Source organism: Lacrimispora sanguinis (assembly GCF_044987295.1).
Lineage (GTDB): Bacteria > Bacillota > Clostridia > Lachnospirales > Lachnospiraceae > Lacrimispora > Lacrimispora celerecrescens_B.
Map to the genome: position 1 here is coordinate 899,337 of NZ_CP173277.1, position 19,045 is coordinate 918,381.

The 19,045-nt window shown below is 41.9% G+C and carries 20 protein-coding genes; 1 reads left to right on the forward strand and 19 read right to left on the reverse strand.

Annotated features, from left to right (window positions below; genetic code table 11):
• Positions 1–56: 56 nt before the first annotated feature.
• From ACHZES_RS04265 to ACHZES_RS04340, 16 genes are all read right to left on the reverse strand, one after another.
• Positions 57–878 (reverse strand): PTS system mannose/fructose/sorbose family transporter subunit IID, encoded by an 822-nt coding sequence (locus tag ACHZES_RS04265; protein WP_154524310.1) that lies wholly within the window; start codon positions 876–878, stop codon positions 57–59.
• Complete coding sequence (locus tag ACHZES_RS04270; protein ID WP_089995714.1) at positions 859–1,662, reverse strand: PTS sugar transporter subunit IIC; 804 nt, start codon at positions 1,660–1,662, stop codon at positions 859–861. The genes ACHZES_RS04265 and ACHZES_RS04270 overlap by 20 nt, the downstream gene beginning before the upstream one ends.
• A gap of 16 nt (positions 1,663–1,678) precedes the next feature.
• Positions 1,679–2,572 carry a PTS mannose/fructose/sorbose transporter subunit IIAB gene (locus tag ACHZES_RS04275; protein ID WP_395547786.1) on the reverse strand — a complete coding sequence of 298 codons (894 nt, stop codon included), beginning with the start codon at positions 2,570–2,572 and terminating at the stop codon, positions 1,679–1,681.
• Between the two features lie 283 nt (positions 2,573–2,855).
• Positions 2,856–3,674, reverse strand: coding sequence for a MurR/RpiR family transcriptional regulator (locus ACHZES_RS04280; RefSeq protein ID WP_038281507.1), 819 nt, complete (start codon positions 3,672–3,674; stop codon positions 2,856–2,858).
• A 139-nt stretch (positions 3,675–3,813) separates the two neighbouring features.
• Positions 3,814–4,608, reverse strand: a complete 795-nt coding sequence (locus tag ACHZES_RS04285; RefSeq protein WP_395547784.1) for an EcsC family protein — start codon at positions 4,606–4,608, stop codon at positions 3,814–3,816.
• A 119-nt stretch (positions 4,609–4,727) separates the two neighbouring features.
• On the reverse strand, positions 4,728–5,108 hold the full coding sequence (gene dhaM / locus ACHZES_RS04290; protein WP_038281502.1) for a dihydroxyacetone kinase phosphoryl donor subunit DhaM: 381 nt from the start codon (positions 5,106–5,108) through the stop codon (positions 4,728–4,730).
• An 18-nt stretch (positions 5,109–5,126) separates the two neighbouring features.
• A complete protein-coding gene (dhaL, locus tag ACHZES_RS04295) occupies positions 5,127–5,753 on the reverse strand; it encodes a dihydroxyacetone kinase subunit DhaL (protein WP_395547782.1) in 627 nt (208 codons plus the stop codon).
• 85 nt (positions 5,754–5,838) lie between these two features.
• Positions 5,839–6,825, reverse strand: coding sequence for a dihydroxyacetone kinase subunit DhaK (dhaK, locus tag ACHZES_RS04300; protein WP_395547781.1), 987 nt, complete (start codon positions 6,823–6,825; stop codon positions 5,839–5,841).
• 35 nt (positions 6,826–6,860) lie between these two features.
• On the reverse strand, positions 6,861–7,064 hold the full coding sequence (locus ACHZES_RS04305) for a hypothetical protein (protein WP_038281495.1): 204 nt from the start codon (positions 7,062–7,064) through the stop codon (positions 6,861–6,863).
• 63 nt (positions 7,065–7,127) lie between these two features.
• Positions 7,128–7,484: a DUF1667 domain-containing protein gene (locus tag ACHZES_RS04310; RefSeq protein WP_038281494.1), complete on the reverse strand. Its 357-nt coding sequence runs from the start codon at positions 7,482–7,484 to the stop codon at positions 7,128–7,130.
• Positions 7,485–7,487: 3 nt separating this feature from the next.
• Entirely contained in the window at positions 7,488–8,753 is a 1,266-nt protein-coding gene (locus ACHZES_RS04315; protein WP_395547780.1) for an NAD(P)/FAD-dependent oxidoreductase, read from the reverse strand.
• A gap of 18 nt (positions 8,754–8,771) precedes the next feature.
• On the reverse strand, positions 8,772–10,208 hold the full coding sequence (locus ACHZES_RS04320; RefSeq protein WP_038281490.1) for an NAD(P)/FAD-dependent oxidoreductase: 1,437 nt from the start codon (positions 10,206–10,208) through the stop codon (positions 8,772–8,774).
• A 141-nt stretch (positions 10,209–10,349) separates the two neighbouring features.
• Positions 10,350–11,063 (reverse strand): MIP/aquaporin family protein, encoded by a 714-nt coding sequence (locus ACHZES_RS04325; RefSeq protein WP_038281487.1) that lies wholly within the window; start codon positions 11,061–11,063, stop codon positions 10,350–10,352.
• Positions 11,064–11,118: 55 nt separating this feature from the next.
• Positions 11,119–12,615 (reverse strand): glycerol kinase GlpK, encoded by a 1,497-nt coding sequence (gene glpK, locus ACHZES_RS04330; protein ID WP_038281485.1) that lies wholly within the window; start codon positions 12,613–12,615, stop codon positions 11,119–11,121.
• An 84-nt stretch (positions 12,616–12,699) separates the two neighbouring features.
• Positions 12,700–13,269, reverse strand: a complete 570-nt coding sequence (locus ACHZES_RS04335) for a glycerol-3-phosphate responsive antiterminator (protein WP_038281483.1) — start codon at positions 13,267–13,269, stop codon at positions 12,700–12,702.
• A 243-nt stretch (positions 13,270–13,512) separates the two neighbouring features.
• Positions 13,513–14,172 (reverse strand): thioredoxin family protein, encoded by a 660-nt coding sequence (locus ACHZES_RS04340; protein WP_395547779.1) that lies wholly within the window; start codon positions 14,170–14,172, stop codon positions 13,513–13,515.
• A 274-nt stretch (positions 14,173–14,446) separates the two neighbouring features.
• Between ACHZES_RS04340 and ACHZES_RS04345 the strand changes: the two genes are divergently transcribed.
• Complete coding sequence (locus tag ACHZES_RS04345; RefSeq protein WP_051835195.1) at positions 14,447–15,040, forward strand: hypothetical protein; 594 nt, start codon at positions 14,447–14,449, stop codon at positions 15,038–15,040.
• 280 nt (positions 15,041–15,320) lie between these two features.
• On the opposite strand, the gene ACHZES_RS04350 is transcribed toward ACHZES_RS04345, so the two are convergent.
• The 3 genes from ACHZES_RS04350 to ACHZES_RS04360 all read right to left on the reverse strand — a co-directional run bounded on the left by ACHZES_RS04350 (position 15,321) and on the right by ACHZES_RS04360 (position 18,995).
• The gene (locus tag ACHZES_RS04350; protein ID WP_154524328.1) at positions 15,321–15,596 is read right to left on the reverse strand and encodes a MerR family transcriptional regulator; all 276 of its coding nucleotides are present in this window, start codon (positions 15,594–15,596) and stop codon (positions 15,321–15,323) included.
• Positions 15,597–15,606: 10 nt separating this feature from the next.
• The gene (locus ACHZES_RS04355; RefSeq protein ID WP_038281476.1) at positions 15,607–16,479 is read right to left on the reverse strand and encodes a hypothetical protein; all 873 of its coding nucleotides are present in this window, start codon (positions 16,477–16,479) and stop codon (positions 15,607–15,609) included.
• Positions 16,480–16,727: 248 nt separating this feature from the next.
• On the reverse strand, positions 16,728–18,995 hold the full coding sequence (locus tag ACHZES_RS04360; protein ID WP_395547778.1) for a YARHG domain-containing protein: 2,268 nt from the start codon (positions 18,993–18,995) through the stop codon (positions 16,728–16,730).
• Positions 18,996–19,045: the final 50 nt, after the last annotated feature.

Genomic DNA, 19,045 nt, shown 5'->3' on the forward strand with positions numbered 1-19,045 from the left:
CACCATTCCCTGACCGGAACATTCCTCTCCTTTGCCGGGAATGGTATGTTGTCTGTTTATCCCAAAAATCCAATTGCTGCAAAAATGATGGATGCCGCCATAACAATTAAGATTGCCTTCGTAGAGGTCATCTTTTTCTTTCCAAGTAAAACATAGATCGCGGCTACAATCAGAACCGGAACAAGGCTTGGCATGATCTGATCTAATATGTCCTGTCCTGCCAAAGTAACTTCTCCTGTTGTAAAGGTTGCTGTAATATTTGCTCTGACTACAGTCGGAATCAAAGCACCGACCACGGTAATGCCAAGCAGTGTTGCAGCACTTGTCAATGCATCTAGCTTATCTTTTGCTGAGGCAATTAATTTTGTACCCTCTCTGTATCCAATTCCTACTGTCAAATAACGGAATGCCATGATTGCAATATTAACTAATATCCAGATAACGACACCAGTTACATTACCCTGCTGTCCCATATAAGCGGCTATAGAACCGCAAATCGTTGGGATCAGGACTCCAAATATGGTATCACCAACGCCTGCAAAAGGCCCCATCAGACCGGTTTTAATACCATTTGCTGTTTCAACTCCATCTTTGCTGCTGTTTTTTCCTTCTGCCTCTGTTGCAATATCAATGCCTAGAATAAATCCGCCCATATGTGGAGTCGTATTAAAAAACTGCACATGATTTTTCATTGCTGCTTTTAATTCTTCTTCTTTTTTATATAATTTACGTAAGACTGGGAGTATGGAATACAGATAGCCTATTGCCATCATTTTTTCATAATTCCATGTAATCTGTGATGCCAGAATCCATCGTTTGCTTACACTGTTTATATCCTGGCTAGTAATCTTTTCCTGATTAGTCTTCATATTCTCCATCTAACAATCCCTCCTGAACTGCACCCTGATTTACTACAACAACGTTCTGGTTTTTCGCCGCTTCCTGCTTAAATGCAATGATAGCCAGCGCCACTCCCATGATTGCCACTCCAACCATTGGTACTTTTAAATACGCTGCTGCAATGAATCCAATGAGCAGATAAGCAATATAATTTTTAACAGGAAGATATCTTAAAAGGATTGCAATACCAACTGCAGGAAGCAGTCCTCCTGCAACTGACAGACCGCTCATTAACCATTCCGGCATATACTCTGTAATGGCGTTAACAAGATTCTGCCCGAAAATTAACATCAGAAAAACTGGAATCGCTCTGGAAAGCCCCCATGAAAAAGCTCCCAGCCATGTATTCCTCGCCATCCCCTTAAAGTCCATTCTTTCGATTGCTGCTTCAACTCTCTTAGAAAAGAACACATTGGAAAATCTTGCAAGGACATCCAGCTGTACCATCAAGAGTCCTACAGGCACCGCCAGTCCCATACCAAACTCCATTCCCTTTCCTGACGTGATTGCAAATACGGTCCCAATCATGGCACCAGTCACATAATCAGGTATGGATGCCCCCCCATATGTACCCACTCCCAGGATCATCAGCTGAAGGGTCGCCCCTACTGCTAATCCGGTTCCTATATCCCCCATAACAATACCGGTAATTGTCCCTATGATAACCGGCTGGTTTGCAAATATAGATGTAGATAAGCCTTCACAAATAAAAAAGAAAGCTAAAAATGTCAATACCATTATCTGCCACACTTGAATTCCCATTTCCTATGCCTCCTCTTTAATTTATAAAAGATGTAAATTTCTTCTTATCGTCATTCGGTACCATCTGGGCATATACTAACACTCCGGATTTCTCTATATCCTGAATATCCTTCAGTTCTTCCTTCGTGCAGTAAACGGATTTAAATATTTGTTTCCGTCCGTTTTTCAATCCCATGTTCCCAATGTTTACTTCTTTTACTTTGACCCCTGCTTCAAGCAGCTCACGGATTGTATTCGTCCTCCTTACAATGAGGAATACCCTCTGTCCTGTGTAAGTACCTTTGTTCAGCTTCCTCGCTGCGGAAGCTACTGACAGGACACTTAGCCTGATCCCTGAGGGAACTGCTGCCTGCAGAGCCTTTTTGCTGATCTCATCACTAAGGATGTCGTTGTCTACTATCATAATCCTTGTGACGCCAAGGGTACGTGTCCAGAAGGTTGCCACCTGGCCGTGAATCAAACGTTCATCCAGCCTGAAATTCACAATACCGTTATTATCCACCGGCTCAGAAGATTCAACAGCTTCCTTTGACCGCTTTGCAGAGGATACCCCTTCTCCGGTAATTATTTCTCTTGACTGTTCAATCGCACTCTCTAACGTATCACCTATATTCAATGCAATCATCATACCCAGACATAATCCTGATACCAGTGCAATTGTTGGATACTCATGTCTTATAACAATTGCTGCATTATAGGGCGTCCCCCCCTTTATGTCAGAAATAATTGCCTGGCACTGTTCCTCTCCTTTTTCTGCAATAATCTTTCTGTAGGCATTCTCAACCGATTCTTTCGTCATTTCTTCTGTAAATGTCACCACTGAAAAATGGGGTGCTGCTCCGGTAATCATTTCGCAGCTCTTTTTACAAGCATCAGCATATTCCCCATGTGAAGCAATAATATAATACATATCCCTTCCTCCTAACGTTTTCACTATCTTTTTATTGGCTATGTCACCCTCCCCATAATTTACGGTCATTAGTAGCCGTACATCTTTTACTCCTTTCATGACTGAATTTTACAATTTACTATGCATAATAACTTGAAACTTATTATAAATAAAAACACAATAAAAATCTTTTAATTTCGCTTTTTGGAAACTTTTTTAGCAACTTCCCCTTAATTGTACAAACATAATTTAGTAATTTCTCACAAAAAAACAGACTCCTCATGAAAGTCTGTCTTTTCTCATTTTAACTATTTTCTCTTTTCTCTTTTTTGATTTTTCTGTAGCAGTCCACAATCAGATTCACGACGATGCGCTCAATCATCAAATGATTCTGCACTACCGTCGTTAAGTGGTATAACACAGGATACGTGATACATGGGTCATACGCAGCCTCTTTATTCGAGGTGATGAGCGCTATCCGACCCTTCGTTTTTTTGATAAATAATTTGGAAGAATTCAAAGCTTTCATCCCATCCCTATAAATGTACTGGCCTGAATTGGAGAATATAATAATCAGAGTATCCTCGTCTGCCTGATTAATAAATTGCTCCTGCTTTATATCAAAGAGATTTGTTTTTATATATTTTCGCTCCTCTGCAAACATATACATAAAATCCATAGCAACCGTTTCTGAATAAACGGCTCCGAATGCAGCAATTTTATCATATTCATAAATAGCCTCTGCCAGCTTTTGAATCTGCCCCATGTTAATTCCCGACAGGAAATTCTTAATATCGCCAGAAAGAACATTCAAATATCGTTCAATTCCTTGTGCTTCAATAAATTCGTTCATTGACAATTTTTGTTCATTTCCGGTATATTTACTTCGTTTCTTCTCATTCCTCACATTATCCCTAAACTCTTTGTAATCCTCAAAGCCAAGGCGCTTTATGAATTTAGAAAGTGTTGACTTGGAAATGTGGCATCTATTCGCGACCTGGTCAATCGGCAAAAACTCAACCTCGTATATCATATCCAGTAAACGTTTCGCAATATGCGCATCTGTAGAATCAAACTCACAGTCATTTAGTAAATTTAACAAGCGATAAGCCACAATATACATCCATCATCATCCCCATGCAAGAAATCTATATTTCTTTTATTGTAAGTATAGTGTATATTCTAAATTTGTCAACTTCTTTATCCTCAGTTATTTCGAATCATCCTACGCACTTTCAATCCCCGCGGACAAGCGTAGGGTATCAATGTTTTTGTTTATTCATGTAATATCTCTTTTTATATTTCACGCCGGCAAATTTACTTATCTTACGAATGATGTTGTAATTTACAACGCCACCCACCGCTCCTAACAATGGGATCCCTTGTATGAATTTTGCGACTAACAGCGACTCCGATAGCATTCCTGCTGTGGTTTTTATAAGTTCTTCCAAGTCAATTACCGGAATCCTCTTATCATCGATGTCCTCGCCTAATTTTTCAAGCTTTTGATAAAATTCTTTCTGCTGCTCCTGTTTCGACATTGCAGTACAGATCAAAAGCAGGATATAAGCTTTTTCTTCCTCTGTTTCATAACGATATCCATAACTTAATGCAATTTCATAAATAGATTTCATGACTAGAGATAAAAAAAGCGGAATATCCGGCAAGCCGATTCCCAATGCCCCCAAAACTCCTCCTTCCAATACAGAAATAGAAGAATTAAACATCTGGGACTGCTTGGAATGCCGGTCCAGGCGTTTCAAATATTTTCTTTTGGTTACTTTGTCAATGGCATAATTATTTAAATCATATTCCAGCTGTATTTTATCTTTATCATAAGTTTTCTCTATATAAATATATCCTTTTTCAAAAACCAGCCGGAAGCCTTTATAGAATGCCGTCTCCAGGGCGGTTTTCAGTTTGCCGGGAATATAATTTTGAATTTTATCAGCAACAGGCTCTATGGAAGCTTTTAACAATGGATTTTCCTTTTTATTAAGCAATTTATATTCATCTTTTTTTATCTGCTTCACCTGCTTATCGAATTGCCGTCTCATATATGTCAGCCTCCCCTTCAGTGTGTTCTTGGTTTTAGATTACTTTATCCAATACTGATATGACAAAAGAGCTATGTTACCATTATTTATCGTGGTCCATAGCTCTCTTATCGCCCTATTTAAAACTTCCTGGTTCCTCCTACTTTAGAAAGATCTGCCTTAATCGCTTCAAAATCCATTCCGGCAGCCGCATCAATGGAGGCAACAACCGCGCCCTCAACTAATGGGCAATCTACCATTTCCACCTTTTTGTCCTCCAGCATTTCGATTACCATCTCAGTGGTCATGACAGCGCTGCCCATATCCATGAGCACCAGTACTCCGTCGTCGGTATAAACAGATTCAATCGCAGCCTTGATTTTCTCAAAGCTGGTGCCAAAGCTTCCGTCTTCGAGTCCACCGGCCGAGACAATCTGCGCATTGGACGCCATGATTTTTGTCAGTTCCACCACACTTTTTGCCAGCGAATCACTATGAGATACGATGACTAATCCAACCATACAATGTTACACCTCCCTTCAGCCTGCTACCTTATAAATCTCTTCCAACATAAAAGAATAAGACGTAGCCCCCGGGTCCTGATGCCCCAGACCCCGTTCACCCACATAACTGGCCCGGCCTTTGGTGGCAATCAGATCCTTCGTATGCTCCGCTCCGGACCATGCTGCCTTGACTCCGGCGTTAAGAACTTCCTCTGCCGCTTTCCCTTCTTTGACAGCTTGTTCCATCGCCTGATAGGACGGTACCATGGCATCCAGCATGGTCGCCTCCTCTACCACTGCCTTACCACGAAGTTCTACTGCTTCGATGGCAGTCTTTATGATCGTCAGAAAATCGGTGATGTCCGCATCTTCTTTTCCAGCCATGGCCTGTCCGGCCTTCATGAAAGCAGATCCGTATAACGGACCAGAAGCTCCGCCGACAGTGGAAACAAGGGTCATACCTACTGTCTTTAATATGGTCCCGATATCCTTGCCTTCCAAACCGGAAAGCTTTTCATTTACCGCAGCAAAACCACGGGCCAGGTTAATACCATGATCGCTGTCACCAATCGGCTGGTCCAGCTCCGTAAGATAATCCTTTTGTTCTTCCATTTTTAAACTGATTGCTTGAATGATCTTCAATACCTTTTTACTGTCTGCCATGGCAATCCACCTTTCCTGATACAAATTTACATTGACAAAGTCCCCGCAATAAGCGGGGACTGAAAAAATACATAAAAATATCCCTTTAATTCCAAGCCGGTGTATCTGCTGCCGCATCAAGCAGCTGCTTCATTTCATCATCCAGGCGAAGAAGGGAGATTGAAAAGCCCTGCATCTCGATGGAAGTCATATATTCTCCGACAAAGGTTTTATGTATCCGTATCCCTTTTTCTGCAAGAACATCAGAAACACGATTGTTAATGATATAAAGCTCCATTAACGGGGTTCCGCCGGCTCCATTAATCATAACTGCTACTTCGCTGCCTGAATAATCAATATCTTCAAGAATCTGGCTCAGCAGCATATCAACGATCTCATCCGCCTTTTTAACCGGCTCTCTATGGGTTCCCGGCTCTCCGTGGATACCAATTCCGATTTCCATCTCATCATCAGAAAGTGTAAAACCTGGTTTCCCCGCTGCCGGAACTGTACAAGGTTCAATCGCCGCTCCCATGGTTCTTACATTATCAATTACTTTTTGCGCAGTTGACTGCACTTTATCAAGATCTGCGCCGGTTTCAGCCATAGCACCTGCTATTTTATGAACAAAGACTGTCCCAGCCACTCCTCTGCGGCCGATCGTATAAAGACTGTCTTTTACTGCCACATCATCATTCGTGACAACATGCTTCACAGTGATGCCTTCCATCTCCGCCATCTCTGCTGCCATCTCAAAGTTCATGACATCACCGGTATAATTCTTAACGATCATAAGCACACCAGCATCGGTTGCGACTGCCTTAATGCCCTCATAGATCTGATCCGGAGTCGGGGAGGTAAAGACCGGTCCCGCAACTGCGGCATCTAACATTCCGGTTCCGACAAAACCGCCATGAGCCGGTTCATGCCCGCTTCCGCCGCCGCTGATTAAAGCCACCTTACCCTCTTTCTTCTCGGCCCGCACAACGACATTACCGCAATCCAGCTTTTTCAAATGCCGGGGATAAGCCTTCACCATCCCTAAAATCATCTGTTCTTCCACTAATACCGTATCGTTAATAAATTTTTTCATTGAGAACCCCCTTGTCCATACATTATATTATGAATTTATTCATCTTCACCCAGACAATTCATATCATTTAAGCCGCAAGTTGTATCCTCTTCTTCATCCTCTACGCAGTTCATATCATTTAAACCGCAGGTTGTATCATCTTCTTCTCCAAGACAATTCATGTCATTTAAGCCGCAGGTTGTATCTTCATCTTCGGTTATCCCGTTCATATTGTTGATATCCATTTTCTTGATCTTCATAGAAAGTCCTCCTTCGACTAATTATATACAGCAACGCAGGGCCTCAAAAAGGCCCAAAGTTATCTACACCTCTTTTGTCGCTACGATATCTACTCCTGTTCCTGCCACATTAGACAAGATCACATCGCCGATCCGGACAGGCGCTTTCACAGTGATGCCTTTGAGTGCTTTTACACACTCAGAGATTTTATCTTTGGGTATATCCTCTCTGGTTTTTACCGATACCATATCGGATTTTCCGCCTTCCACCTTCACGGTGGATGTGACGATCCTGGTGGGATTGGTAACTTCCTTTCGGCCATATACCTCACCTCGCTTACAGGTATATCCTGTAATATTCACGATTTCCTGGCCTTCCAATTCCACGGTCAGAGGGCAGCCCATTGGACAGCTGATACAGATAAGTTCTCTTTTTTCCATGACCTAGGCCTCCTCTACCCTTATTGTAATCCTGTCAATATCCGGATGCAACAGTAACTTTTCTTTTTCCAGTTTTATTTCTTCCATTTCTCCTGGCGCCATCACCATCCGTTTCCGATGCAATACCCTCTCGTCATTAAAGTATACACCGATATAGCAATTTTTATAAACATTTCCAACCCGGAAGCGAACAATCTGAGTTGCCTCCATACGTTCTGGATTAATCGTGCTTGGAACCGTATAACGGACCCCATCAGTTCCTTCAAGGATGATTTCCCGGCCGTTCGGTTTTTGCTCCCCGTTTTTCACATAATTTGATGCATTCTTTCCGGCAGCAGCAGCTTCTTCTGAAACAAAATCCACCAAATCATGTACATGAAGTACATTTCCGCAGGCGAAGACTCCCTCCACATTCGTTTCCAGACTTTCATTTACAATCGGGCCTGATGTGACCGGATTCATAACAACTCCCATGGCTCCTGAGAGCTCATTTTCCGGTATCAATCCTACCGATAAGAGCAAGGTATCACAGGAATATTCCTCTTCTGTTCCTGCAATTGGTTTTCCCCTGTCATCCACTGCCGCCAGAGTAATTCCCTCCAGCCGCTCCTTGCCTCTGATCTCGATTACCGTGTGGCTTAGTTTTAGCGGGATTCCATAATCATCCAGGCACTGCACAATATTCCTTTTCAGCCCTCCGGAATATGGCATGATCTCAGCCACCACTTTAACCTTGGCCCCTTCCAGGGTCAATCGTCTGGCCATAATCAGACCGATATCACCGGATCCAAGAATCACCACCTCGCGCCCGGGCATGAAGCCTTCCATATTAACCAGACGCTGTGCGGTACCGGCTGAAAAAATACCGGCCGGCCGATATCCAGGTATATTGAGAGCTCCCCGGGAACGTTCTCTGCATCCCATCGCCAGGATGATCGCCTTGGCCTGGATATCAAACAGTCCCTCCTCTCTGTTCATTGCCGTAACTACCTTTTCAGGGCTGATTTCAATAACCATTGTATTAAGGACATATTCAATCTCATATTTTTCCACTTGTTCCGTGAATCGAGCTGCGTATTCCGGTCCAGTCAATTCTTCCTTAAATGTATGCAGTCCAAAGCCGTTATGAATGCACTGATTTAATATCCCTCCCAGCTCTTTATCCCTTTCCAGGATCAAGATACTCTCAGAGCCGTTATCCCGGGCCGCAATCGCTGCAGCAAGGCCAGCAGGACCGCCGCCAATTATCACAATATCATATTTTTTCATCCGAAGCGCGCCCCCTTTTTATATTCTGTCCTTGTTATATCCGACTAACAGCTGTGAATCCCCGCCGGATTTCGTAATCTCTGTCATTGGAATGCCCAGTTCCCGGTGCAGGATCTCCATTGTTTTAGGCGTACAAAAACCCGCCTGACAGCGTCCTGCTCCCGCCCTGGTCCGACGTTTGATACCATCTAAGGTACGAGCACCTAACGGCCGGTGAATGGCATCTAAAAGCTCCCCTTCCGTGACCATCTCGCAACGGCAGATAATATTACCATATGCCGGTTCTTTCTCAATCAGGGCTGCTTTCTCCTCTTTTGACAGAGTATCCAGATCAATATTTCCTTTGCGGGTTCCGTTAAAATCAGGATTTACATCCAGGTCCAGCTTTTCCCGTAAAATTTCTGCTACCATTTTGCCGATCGCCGGACTGCTTGTAAGACCTGGCGACTCAATACCTGCACAGTCCACAAAACCCGGTGCATCTTCCAGCTCCCGGATTATAAATTCATGATGATCTTCATGGGCTCTTAAACCTGCAAAAGAGGTGATCACTTGTCTCATCGGCAGATTCTTCACGTTCAAACTGGCCTTTGAAAGTTCATCAAGACCCTCCCTGGTGGTTGCCGTGCCTTCCTTATCTTCAATATCAACAGCAGTTGGGCCGATGATAAGATTTCCATGTACCGTAGGAGTTACCAGTACCCCCTTGCCATACTTACTCGGCAATGCAAAAATTGTCCGGTTCACATGCTTTCCTGCATTTTTGTCCAGTAGAAAATAATCGCCGCGCCTGGGAGTGATATGGATCTTTGATTCACTGACCATATTATGAAAACGGTCTGCATAAACACCGGCCGCATTCACCACATACCGGGTCTCATACGCGCCCTGGCTGGTCTCCAGCTTCCAGCCACCCTCGATCGGCTCTATACTCTCTACCTCGGTATCAAATTTAAAGTCAATGCCATTCGTATAAGCATTTTCTGCCAATGCAATATTCAAATGAAAGGGACATACAATCCCCGCTGTCGGAGCAGATAAAACTGCAACCACCTCATCTGTCAGGTTTGGCTCCATTTCCCTGATTCTTGCCTTATCTGTAATAATTTCCAGATCCTCTACACCGTTTTTAACGCCCCGGTCATAAAGGGCCTGCAGATTCGGCAGAGATGCTTCATCCAGGCATACAACCAAAGACCCGCACTGCTCAAAAGGAATATCAAGCTCCTTGGAAAGTTCTGGCATTATTTGATTTCCTTCTACATTCAGCTTGGCCATCAAGGATCCTTCTGCCGCATCATAGCCGGCATGGATGATGGCACTGTTGGCTTTAGAGGTGCCGCAGCACACATCCTCTTCTTTTTCCAGAACACAGGCATTCACCTTATATCGGGAAAGTTCACGTGCGACGGCACTGCCAGACACACCTGCTCCAATTATAATTACGTCATACATACTTTAAGTGTCCTCCCTTTCAGATATTGCCAAAAAACGGCGCAAATAAGACGTGTTTCCACGCCTATTTGCGCCGCTCCATTCTCCCGCAATCTATATATGATTATTATCGTTCAGAATGATTGTATGATTATCTTAATATTATGCCCAGGGAATTGCCTGATACAGCAGTACTGCAGCAATCGCACCAATAACTGGACCGATGATAACAACTGGTGCATAACCCCAATTAGAATCGCCTTTGTCCTTAATCGGAAGAACACTGTGGGCAATACGCGGGCCAAGGTCACGAGCCGGATTAATTGCATATCCGGTCAGCCCGCCAAGAGACATACCAACAGAAACGATAATACCAAATACCAGGAGCTTATCCAGACCAGTAGCAATGCCGCTAACCTGTGAGATACCCTTAATACTAAATACCAATACGAATGTACCGATCGCTTCGCTTAAAATATTGCGTCCCATATTGGGAATGGAAGGTCCAGTTGAAAATACACCCAGCTTGGTAGCCGCAGATTCCGTTGCATCAAATTGATCCTTGAACAGAAGATAAACAAGAACCGCCCCACAAAATGCACCGGCAAACTGAGCCACGATATAACCGGGAACCAGTGACCAGGCCATGCTTCCATCCACAGCCAAAGCAATTGTTAATGCAGGATTAAAATGAGCACCAGAAGCTGCGCCGAAGATAAAGGCCGGAATTAAAACAGCAAGACCCCATGCAAAGGTGATTTGGATTGAACCAGCACCTTTCATACCAGACTTGTTTAATGTTACGTTTGCTACAACACCATCGCCTAAAAGAATCAGAATCATAGTTCCGATAAATTCTGCTATATATGGCAACATAATGTATCCCCCTAGTTTATTTTTGTACACCTGTCAATAGTTACAAAAATTATTTTTATTCATCCTTTGACCAGCCATAAGAATACTTAACAGCTTTATTCCAGCCATTTATCATTGTATTCCGCTTTTCTTCAGAGATCTCCGGTGTAAATGTTTTATCAATTGCCCAGTTTTTAATAACCTCTTCCTTATTTGCCCAGTAACCAACTGCAAGACCTGCCAGATATGCAGCGCCCATCGCAGTTGTCTCGACACACTGAGGACGGTTAACCGGTGCATCAATGATATCTGCCTGTGTCTGCATCAGATAATTGTTGGCACTTGCGCCACCATCTACTTTAAGAGCAGCCAGCTGAATGCCGGAGTCAGCTCTCATCGCCTGCAGTACATCGTTCACCTGATAGCAGAGGGAATCAAGAGTTGCCCGGATAATATGGTATTTGTTTACACCTCGGGTAATTCCAACTAAAGTACCTCTGGCATACTGATCCCAATGAGGTGCACCAAGACCTGTAAACGCCGGAACCACATAACAGCCGTTGGTATCCTTAACCTTATTCGCCATATACTCGGAATCCTGAGCAGAATCGATCAGCTTTAATTCATCACGCAGCCATTGAATCGCAGCACCTGCCACAAAAATTGAACCTTCCAGTGCATAATTCACTTTTCCATCCAATCCCCAGGCGATGGTTGTTACGAGACCATTCTTAGAGAATACCGGCTTCTCACCAGTGTTCATCAACATAAAGCATCCGGTTCCATATGTATTCTTCGCCTCACCGGCATTAAAGCAAGTCTGGCCAAACAGCGCGGCCTGCTGATCACCTGCGGCTCCGCCGATCGGAATGATGCCGCCGAAAAACTGCGGATCACTTTCCCCATATACGCAGCTTGATGGCTTAGCTTCCGGAAGCATTGACTTAGGAATATTAAGCTCTGCCAGAATTTCATCATCCCATGTTAACGTATTGATGTTAAACATCATGGTACGGGAAGCATTGGAGTAATCCGTTACATGAACCTTACCCTTAGTCAGCTTCCAAATCAGCCAGGTCTCTACTGTACCAAACAGTAATTCACCCCTTTCGGCACGTTCCCGGGCTCCTTCTACGTTATCAAGAATCCATTTTAACTTTGTTCCTGAAAAATAGGCATCAATTACTAAACCTGTTTTCGCACGGAAGGTGTCAACTAAGCCTTTTTCTTTCAAAGAGTCACAGTATTCGGCGGTTCTCCGGCACTGCCATACAATCGCATGATATACGGGCTCCCCAGTCTCCTTATCCCATACAATTGTTGTTTCACGCTGGTTTGTGATACCGATGGCTGCGATATCCTCTGCGCGTGCGCCGATCATTGATATAGCCTCAACTGCAACTCCCAGCTGCGTTGACCAGATTTCATTTGCATCATGCTCTACCCAGCCTGGCTTTGGAAAATACTGTGTGAACTCCTTTTGTGCCACACTGCACATCTCACCCTTTTCGTTAAAAAGGATACATCTGTTACTTGTAGTACCCGCGTCCAATGCCATTACATACTTAGCCATAAAAACCCTCCTTCTTAGTAGTTGATACCATTCTTCAGTGTCATTTATACTCAACTGCTTTCCTAAAAACAGCTCAGTTCCTTCTTACATTTTCCATACCATCGGATTGGTTGTGGATACGGATATCGCACCTGCGGCGAGAGCCTCCATCACATCCTCTTTGTCCGATATCAGTCCCCCGGCTATCACCGGCACCTTGACCAGACTGCATACCCTCTTAATCACCTTCGGCATCAGACCTGGCAATATTTCAATAATATCCGGCCTGGCTATACTCATCAGCCTATCTATATTCTCAAAGGCCATAGAATCCAAAACAAATATTCTTAATGTTGTAAATAATGATAATTCTCTAGCCCGCTTAATCAGTGCCGGCTTCGTTGAGATAATGCCGTCTGCATGAGTATTATCCTTGATGAAATCGACTGCAATTTCTCTTCCGCTTAATCCTGTAATCAGGTCAATATGTACCATAGCAACTTTATCCGCATCTTTTATCTGCTTAACAATCGAACTCAAGTTGCAGATATCTCCAAACAGGATAAATACCACCCGGATCTCCTCCATGCTACAGCAGTCGGCTAAGCCTTTCATATCCTTTACCGCCGCTATAACAGGATTGCTCTCAAACAAGTCATAAAATTTCTGGTCCATTGGAGCTCCTCTCTATTTCACATCACAGCTGAAAAAGAGCATAGTTTAGAACCAACATTTCTGTTGTTCTGCTATGCTCTCATCATCTCCGCATGATTATTACCTTGAACTCAATATAGCACATTGTATATACTCTTTCAATAGTTCAAATTTTTTTCTACAAAACCAAACAGTTTCCCGGTGCAACTAGCCATATTTTTGTGCACTTTGTATATTATTTTAAGTTTTTTATTATTTTTTTAGTTATTTGTTTAACAATGTGACAATTTCCTCTATTGTCTTGTTCCCCATATGGATTTCTTTATCATTAAATATGACCATGGGAACACGCTCAATATTATACTTTTCAACCAGATCCCCATAGAGTGCCGCGTCGATCATTTCCGCCTCGATAACCGGATTTAAAATGGCAATCTGCTGGCAGGCCGTCACCACCACAGGACAATGATGACATGACAAGGATACACATATCTTAATATTGGTTTTCGTTTTGAGCTTGGATATCTTTTTTTTCAGGCCGCCGGATATCTTTTGTCCCGGGCCAGCCAGATTATAAATAGCCAAAATAAACGAATTAATTTCTTTCCCGCCCGGAATTCCGTGAAAAGCACATCGGCCATAGCTTCCCGCCTTGTAAAGACCGGTAACCGGCAGAAAAGCCGTATCCAACTCCGAAACCTGATCCCCCTCCTCTGGAGAGTAAAGCTCCAGTTGCAGTTTTTCATTGAGAGAAACAATCGTTTTCAGAAACGAAGCCATCTGCAGATCTTTCTCCCGGGAAATATCCACCACCGCTTTGATCGTCACCGGGTCTTCCATCTTTTTTAATATGTCAGACAGCTGTACTTTCAGCTCCTGATCAATCAGATCACTTTCCGCCGATATTGTTGTAATATCAAGCATAACAGGGCACCTCCTCATATGTTGTCCGTTTCTATACCTCATTGAATGAGATACAATGAATATTCTTCTGTATGCCTATTTTATCGAAAAAAATGCTGACTATCAATAGTAAAATTTTAATTTGTCTCACAATAATTATTATTGAAGAAAAAAATGCCATTCTGATTCTAATTATATCATACATAGTACTATCTTTGTCCGCAAAAAAAACACGTATCTTAAATATATTTATGCATATATTATAAAAATTAGTAAAATCCTTAAGAGGCCACGAATGCGCATAAGTAATTTAGGTACAATCACGCTAGTTGGACGAATACTGCAAGTCCATAATGCAGTGGTTGAAGAGGTTTTTCTTATTGATAGCGCTACCGGATATCTGGACATTATCTATGCCAACTATGAACAAAATGAAGCCATATCCAAATCATTAAGACTTAACGTAGACATCAACACTGTCATTCTCAATTCATTTGGCTATCATATATCCTTATCAGACATCGAAGAAGGCATGCTGGTAGATTCCTTATTTTCACCTATTAAGCAAGGACTCACTCCGCCACAGGCTGATGCAGATTTAATTGTTGCAAGAACATACGATCAGCCGCCACTGAATTTTATTATAGATCGAATCGCAAAAGTAGATATCGATAACTCTCTTCTCTTTACCGGCGATCCAAATAATGCAGATAATCAAATTAAATTTAACATCAGCGATATCACTACGATTCGAGACAAAGATAGCAACCCTGTTCCTCTTCGTTCACTTCATCCTGGTTTATTGGTAGATGTGCTTGTCGCTCATACCAATTTTCAAAATGCGGTGATTCCGAATGAAGCTGATGCACTGCATGTCCAAATATTATAAATATAATTAAAAAAGACTACTAAATAATATCACTTTTAGTTGTCTTATGATATAATTCATAGTTTTTCACTTTCGTCTTCTTTCACAAACTTTTCACAGTTTCATCAAAATCCCGTCACACTTTACAGGTATATTAATAAATGTAAAGAGGCTAATCACCCTTATAAATAAAACTTTTTTTCATACAGCCGGCAGGATTCCCCCGATCTTGCCGGCTCCTCCCTTTTTATCGGGTATAATCCAACTTCTTTCTATTTTTTCAATAATATTTTCTCTGCTTTCATTCCTGATTTTTCGCAGATTTCTGAAGTATCTCCTTTATCTGAGGTATGGTTTTGCCATCTTGGCGCATATCCCTTATTTCCTCAATTCGGATTATTGCTTCTATACGTTTGAATCTCCTGGTCAGATTCGTTTCTGCCTGTTCAAAAGGAAGCATTCCCTCTTCCGTATAGAACTTAAGGGTACTGTATCTGGTATTGGTCAGCCGCACCAATTCTCCGATTGATACATATTCCGATTCCATTATTTTTTCAAGTGTTCGCTGCCTCGACATATCCAGTTCCTCACAGATTGTAACGACGTAATCTCACTCCATGGATTGGCATTTTACCGCTAATAGCTCCAGGGATTAATTCATATTTAATATTATCAATTTTTACAACCGGTACTGCACCATCTCGAAGTACCTCATATACATGCCCCTGTGAAGATATTCGATCCAGTACATTCTTCAATCGCAACTGTGCGTTTGGAAAATATTCTTCTGTATCGATAAAAATAGATTGTCTTCTTTCAAAGAAAGGGAATATGAAATTAAATCCTTTTCCTGTCTCGGTAGCAGCTGCCTGGCTTTTTATACGTAAAAAACCAACGACTACCGTACTCCATAAAGAACGCACCGTAATGGGATAAAGTGCTCTTGCCAAGGTGCTTTCACTGCGAAGACCTGTCAACCTCTCTGTAATTTTATTTTGTTCATAGACAGAGAAAACCTCAAAGAAGCATAGGGACTCCTGCAGCAGCCATACCAAAATAATACTTTCCTCTGAGATGGGTCCTTCTTCTAAAAACTCAGCTCTTAATAAATCTAACTGGCACTCAAATTCCCTTGTTTCGCTAACATAGGTTTTTAGCTTAATATTTTCATCATAAAATAAATCACAGCCTAACAAACTAGAAACCTTAGAAAGCAGCTGTTTACTTTGTAACCGATCAGCGTACGTTCGCTCCAATGCCTTTTTATTTGCTTTTTTAATAGCAGCTTTTATTCCTTCTTCATTAAAATTCCATTTACCTGTCGCTGGGTCGTAGTTTTCCTCTAAAAATACAGCAGCAGCCAATACCTTTAATACATTCTGCTTAGCAGTTTCTCTATGCTCACTCTCTTTACCGTTAAAACTAATTAGTGCAAAACGTTCTGATAATGTTAAATCCATAATAATCCTCCTTTAGCTGTATTAATAATGGGTCCACCTACTATTCACTATGTTACTTACTACTTACTACTTATGATTTATATTACCACTTTGTGAATAAAATTACAATACCTTACGTTGTTAATTCTAGATGATCATTTGAATTATTGGATTAAATACTTTTTCTCGTTAGAACGTTACCCACTAGGAAAACCGAAAAAAGTAGCCCCCATATAAATGGGAGCTAACATTATACATCCTCCAAATCCCTACTCCATATTTTTCTGCTGTTCATCAATCAATCGGATATTGAAATGCTCTGTTTCATTCAGCACATTTTCTTCAAACTCTCTTGGGTCAATCATTCCTTCATACCAGCTGCATTGATTAAAATACCTCTGCAACTCTTCATCCGCAAACCGTCTGCCATGTCTTGCATAAATCTCATTTTTTGCAATCCGCAGCTGACTGGCGGAAAGATTCCATAAATCAGGCTCCTGCAACAGACTATCGCTGCTGTTAGGAAATACAAATTCAGATCCATCATATTTTGCCGTATCAGACTGAATACGGAAAGTGTCCTGTATTTGACTGATCTCATTATGCATTTTATTGTATTCCTCCATTATTGCATTGTCTTCCGTATAAAACGTCACATCTGTAGGCTCTGACATTACATAAACATAAGGACCATCATATCCCCATATATGATAGTCTGGCAGATTAACATAGCTGCAGTCCGAATATGCCTGAATATAGAATAAAACCCCATCCCCTATCAAGTCATAGGATTTTTTTTGATGGTAGCTGCACCCTCCTTTAAACTCATTTCTGACTGCCAGACTATTCCATTCTTTCGGCAAATCCATCTCAAAGCCCGGCGCCTGAGTATTAGAAGCCTGATAAGTCGGCTCTCCCTCCGTTTCAGATATCTCTGTTTCCATCTGCTCATCTTCTGCCTTCTCTGCAGCAGTTGTTTGTTGTATGTGTTCTTCGACTTTCGTCTCTTCATATGTTATCGTTTTACTAGTTTCCCAATGATGTGGTTCCATTAACATAAGAATTCCAAACAGCACCATGTAAATGCCAAGAACTCCGGTTAAAACAATCCGGCATACAAGGCCGGTCTTATCTTTGAGAAAGCCTGGAGATTCTACATAGGTACAAGCTCCATGTTCCATTACCTGCCTGACTGCTATATTTTCAGGGCTGTATGAAAGAAGATTGCCACAGATATTTTTTGCCTTCTCCATTTCACCTGCTTGTTCATAAACTTTCATCTGAATGGGCATTAGCGGTATGCGACGATATGAATCTGAATAACGATCACAATATACATTTACATAGGCTTCCACCTGTCCAAATTTCTGTTCAATATAAGCCTTCCTGATTTCAGATAAAAGAAGGATCGCCTCCCCCATCCTTTTTAGTCCGGGATGTTTTTTTACAAGCTGCTTCTGGTACGAATATTCTGCCTCAGCATCTAAAAGCCTGCCCAGACCTATGAAGCATACGTAACATAAATTACTGTGAGCAAGCTGCATCAGTTTCTTCTCCTGAGCACCTTTCCAGCCATAATCTGCCAGCCTTAAAGCCTGCACATATCTTCCGGCCCTGGAAAGTCCGACGGCAGCATTATGTACTTGTTTCTTAAAGTAAGACTGATGACGATAGGGACCATATGCTGCCTCCATAAGAAAAGCTACTGCTGCAGTAAGGGGCCGATTCTCTTTTGTAAGTACCTCCATATACATTTTTGCCCAACAAACTTTCAAAGTACCACCTAAACCTAGAATCACCAGAGTTAAAATAAAAACAATTCCTATATAGTCTAATGATTTCAGAATGACCCATTTGTATAAATATTCCTGGAACATGTAAAAACCTGATCCACAGGCAAAAAATAATATCAGGCACCGGTTCCAGTATCGTCTTCTGTCATGAATCAAAAACCATCGCTTTCCGGCCTCAAATGCTGCCTGATTCTCTGGGTCATCCATAAATTCCAACAAACTTTCCTTTGCATAACTTCTATTTTCACCATTGTTTCTAAAAAGCAGAAATACACTCAGTATCCCAAGTATGACAACGACATACAGGTAAAGGTACACCCGAATATTTGTCATCTCTCCTTGACTAAAGTGTATCGAAGTCACCCCCACAGAACTTAATATTTCCCATTGCCAATTATCTGTATTGTCAAGGCCAAACAGCAAAAGATGGATTGGCGTGCTGTCTAATGTTTTACCCTTGATATTTCCACCTATTGTTAGTCTCATTTGCTGCTCATCCAACCTGCCTGTATAATAGATCGCAGCATGAACGCCTTTTTCAGCAGCAAAAATATCGACATCCTTACTATTTGCCCCGATATTAATAGCAAAATTCTGCTTTGCAGGCATAATTTCTATCTCTAAAAAGTGAAGCCTCTTTCCTTCACTAAAAGAAATCCACAATAAGAAGCAACTGATCAAAATGCCCAACCCATAATACAAGAGCCGCATTCTGCTTAACTTTACTCCGCCTTTTTTATTCATTCTTCCTCCCCCGTAAAAAATATAGAATAATTTAATGATAGCATAAAAAT

What these genes read in the sequence shown, in the direction of transcription:
- dhaM (WP_038281502.1), bottom strand. Translation starts at nt 5,108, where the DNA reads ATGGTTGGATTAGTCATCGTATCTCATAGTGATTCGCTGGCAAAAAGT.
- ACHZES_RS04335 (WP_038281483.1), bottom strand. Translation starts at nt 13,269, where the DNA reads ATGGACCAGAAATTTTATGACTTGTTTGAGAGCAATCCTGTTATAGCG.
- dhaK (WP_395547781.1), bottom strand. Translation starts at nt 6,825, where the DNA reads ATGAAAAAATTTATTAACGATACGGTATTAGTGGAAGAACAGATGATT.
- glpK (WP_038281485.1), bottom strand. Translation starts at nt 12,615, where the DNA reads ATGGCTAAGTATGTAATGGCATTGGACGCGGGTACTACAAGTAACAGA.
- ACHZES_RS04305 (WP_038281495.1), bottom strand. Translation starts at nt 7,064, where the DNA reads ATGAAGATCAAGAAAATGGATATCAACAATATGAACGGGATAACCGAA.
- ACHZES_RS04320 (WP_038281490.1), bottom strand. Translation starts at nt 10,208, where the DNA reads ATGTATGACGTAATTATAATTGGAGCAGGTGTGTCTGGCAGTGCCGTC.
- ACHZES_RS04350 (WP_154524328.1), bottom strand. Translation starts at nt 15,596, where the DNA reads ATGTCGAGGCAGCGAACACTTGAAAAAATAATGGAATCGGAATATGTA.
- ACHZES_RS04270 (WP_089995714.1), bottom strand. Translation starts at nt 1,662, where the DNA reads ATGGGAATTCAAGTGTGGCAGATAATGGTATTGACATTTTTAGCTTTC.
- ACHZES_RS04355 (WP_038281476.1), bottom strand. Translation starts at nt 16,479, where the DNA reads ATGGATTTAACATTATCAGAACGTTTTGCACTAATTAGTTTTAACGGT.
- ACHZES_RS04345 (WP_051835195.1), top strand. Translation starts at nt 14,447, where the DNA reads ATGCGCATAAGTAATTTAGGTACAATCACGCTAGTTGGACGAATACTG.
- ACHZES_RS04310 (WP_038281494.1), bottom strand. Translation starts at nt 7,484, where the DNA reads ATGGAAAAAAGAGAACTTATCTGTATCAGCTGTCCAATGGGCTGCCCT.
- ACHZES_RS04340 (WP_395547779.1), bottom strand. Translation starts at nt 14,172, where the DNA reads ATGCTTGATATTACAACAATATCGGCGGAAAGTGATCTGATTGATCAG.
- ACHZES_RS04360 (WP_395547778.1), bottom strand. Translation starts at nt 18,995, where the DNA reads ATGAATAAAAAAGGCGGAGTAAAGTTAAGCAGAATGCGGCTCTTGTAT.
- ACHZES_RS04275 (WP_395547786.1), bottom strand. Translation starts at nt 2,572, where the DNA reads ATGTATTATATTATTGCTTCACATGGGGAATATGCTGATGCTTGTAAA.
- ACHZES_RS04315 (WP_395547780.1), bottom strand. Translation starts at nt 8,753, where the DNA reads ATGAAAAAATATGATATTGTGATAATTGGCGGCGGTCCTGCTGGCCTT.
- dhaL (WP_395547782.1), bottom strand. Translation starts at nt 5,753, where the DNA reads ATGGCAGACAGTAAAAAGGTATTGAAGATCATTCAAGCAATCAGTTTA.
- ACHZES_RS04265 (WP_154524310.1), bottom strand. Translation starts at nt 878, where the DNA reads ATGGAGAATATGAAGACTAATCAGGAAAAGATTACTAGCCAGGATATA.
- ACHZES_RS04325 (WP_038281487.1), bottom strand. Translation starts at nt 11,063, where the DNA reads ATGTTGCCATATATAGCAGAATTTATCGGAACTATGATTCTGATTCTT.
- ACHZES_RS04280 (WP_038281507.1), bottom strand. Translation starts at nt 3,674, where the DNA reads ATGTATATTGTGGCTTATCGCTTGTTAAATTTACTAAATGACTGTGAG.
- ACHZES_RS04285 (WP_395547784.1), bottom strand. Translation starts at nt 4,608, where the DNA reads ATGAGACGGCAATTCGATAAGCAGGTGAAGCAGATAAAAAAAGATGAA.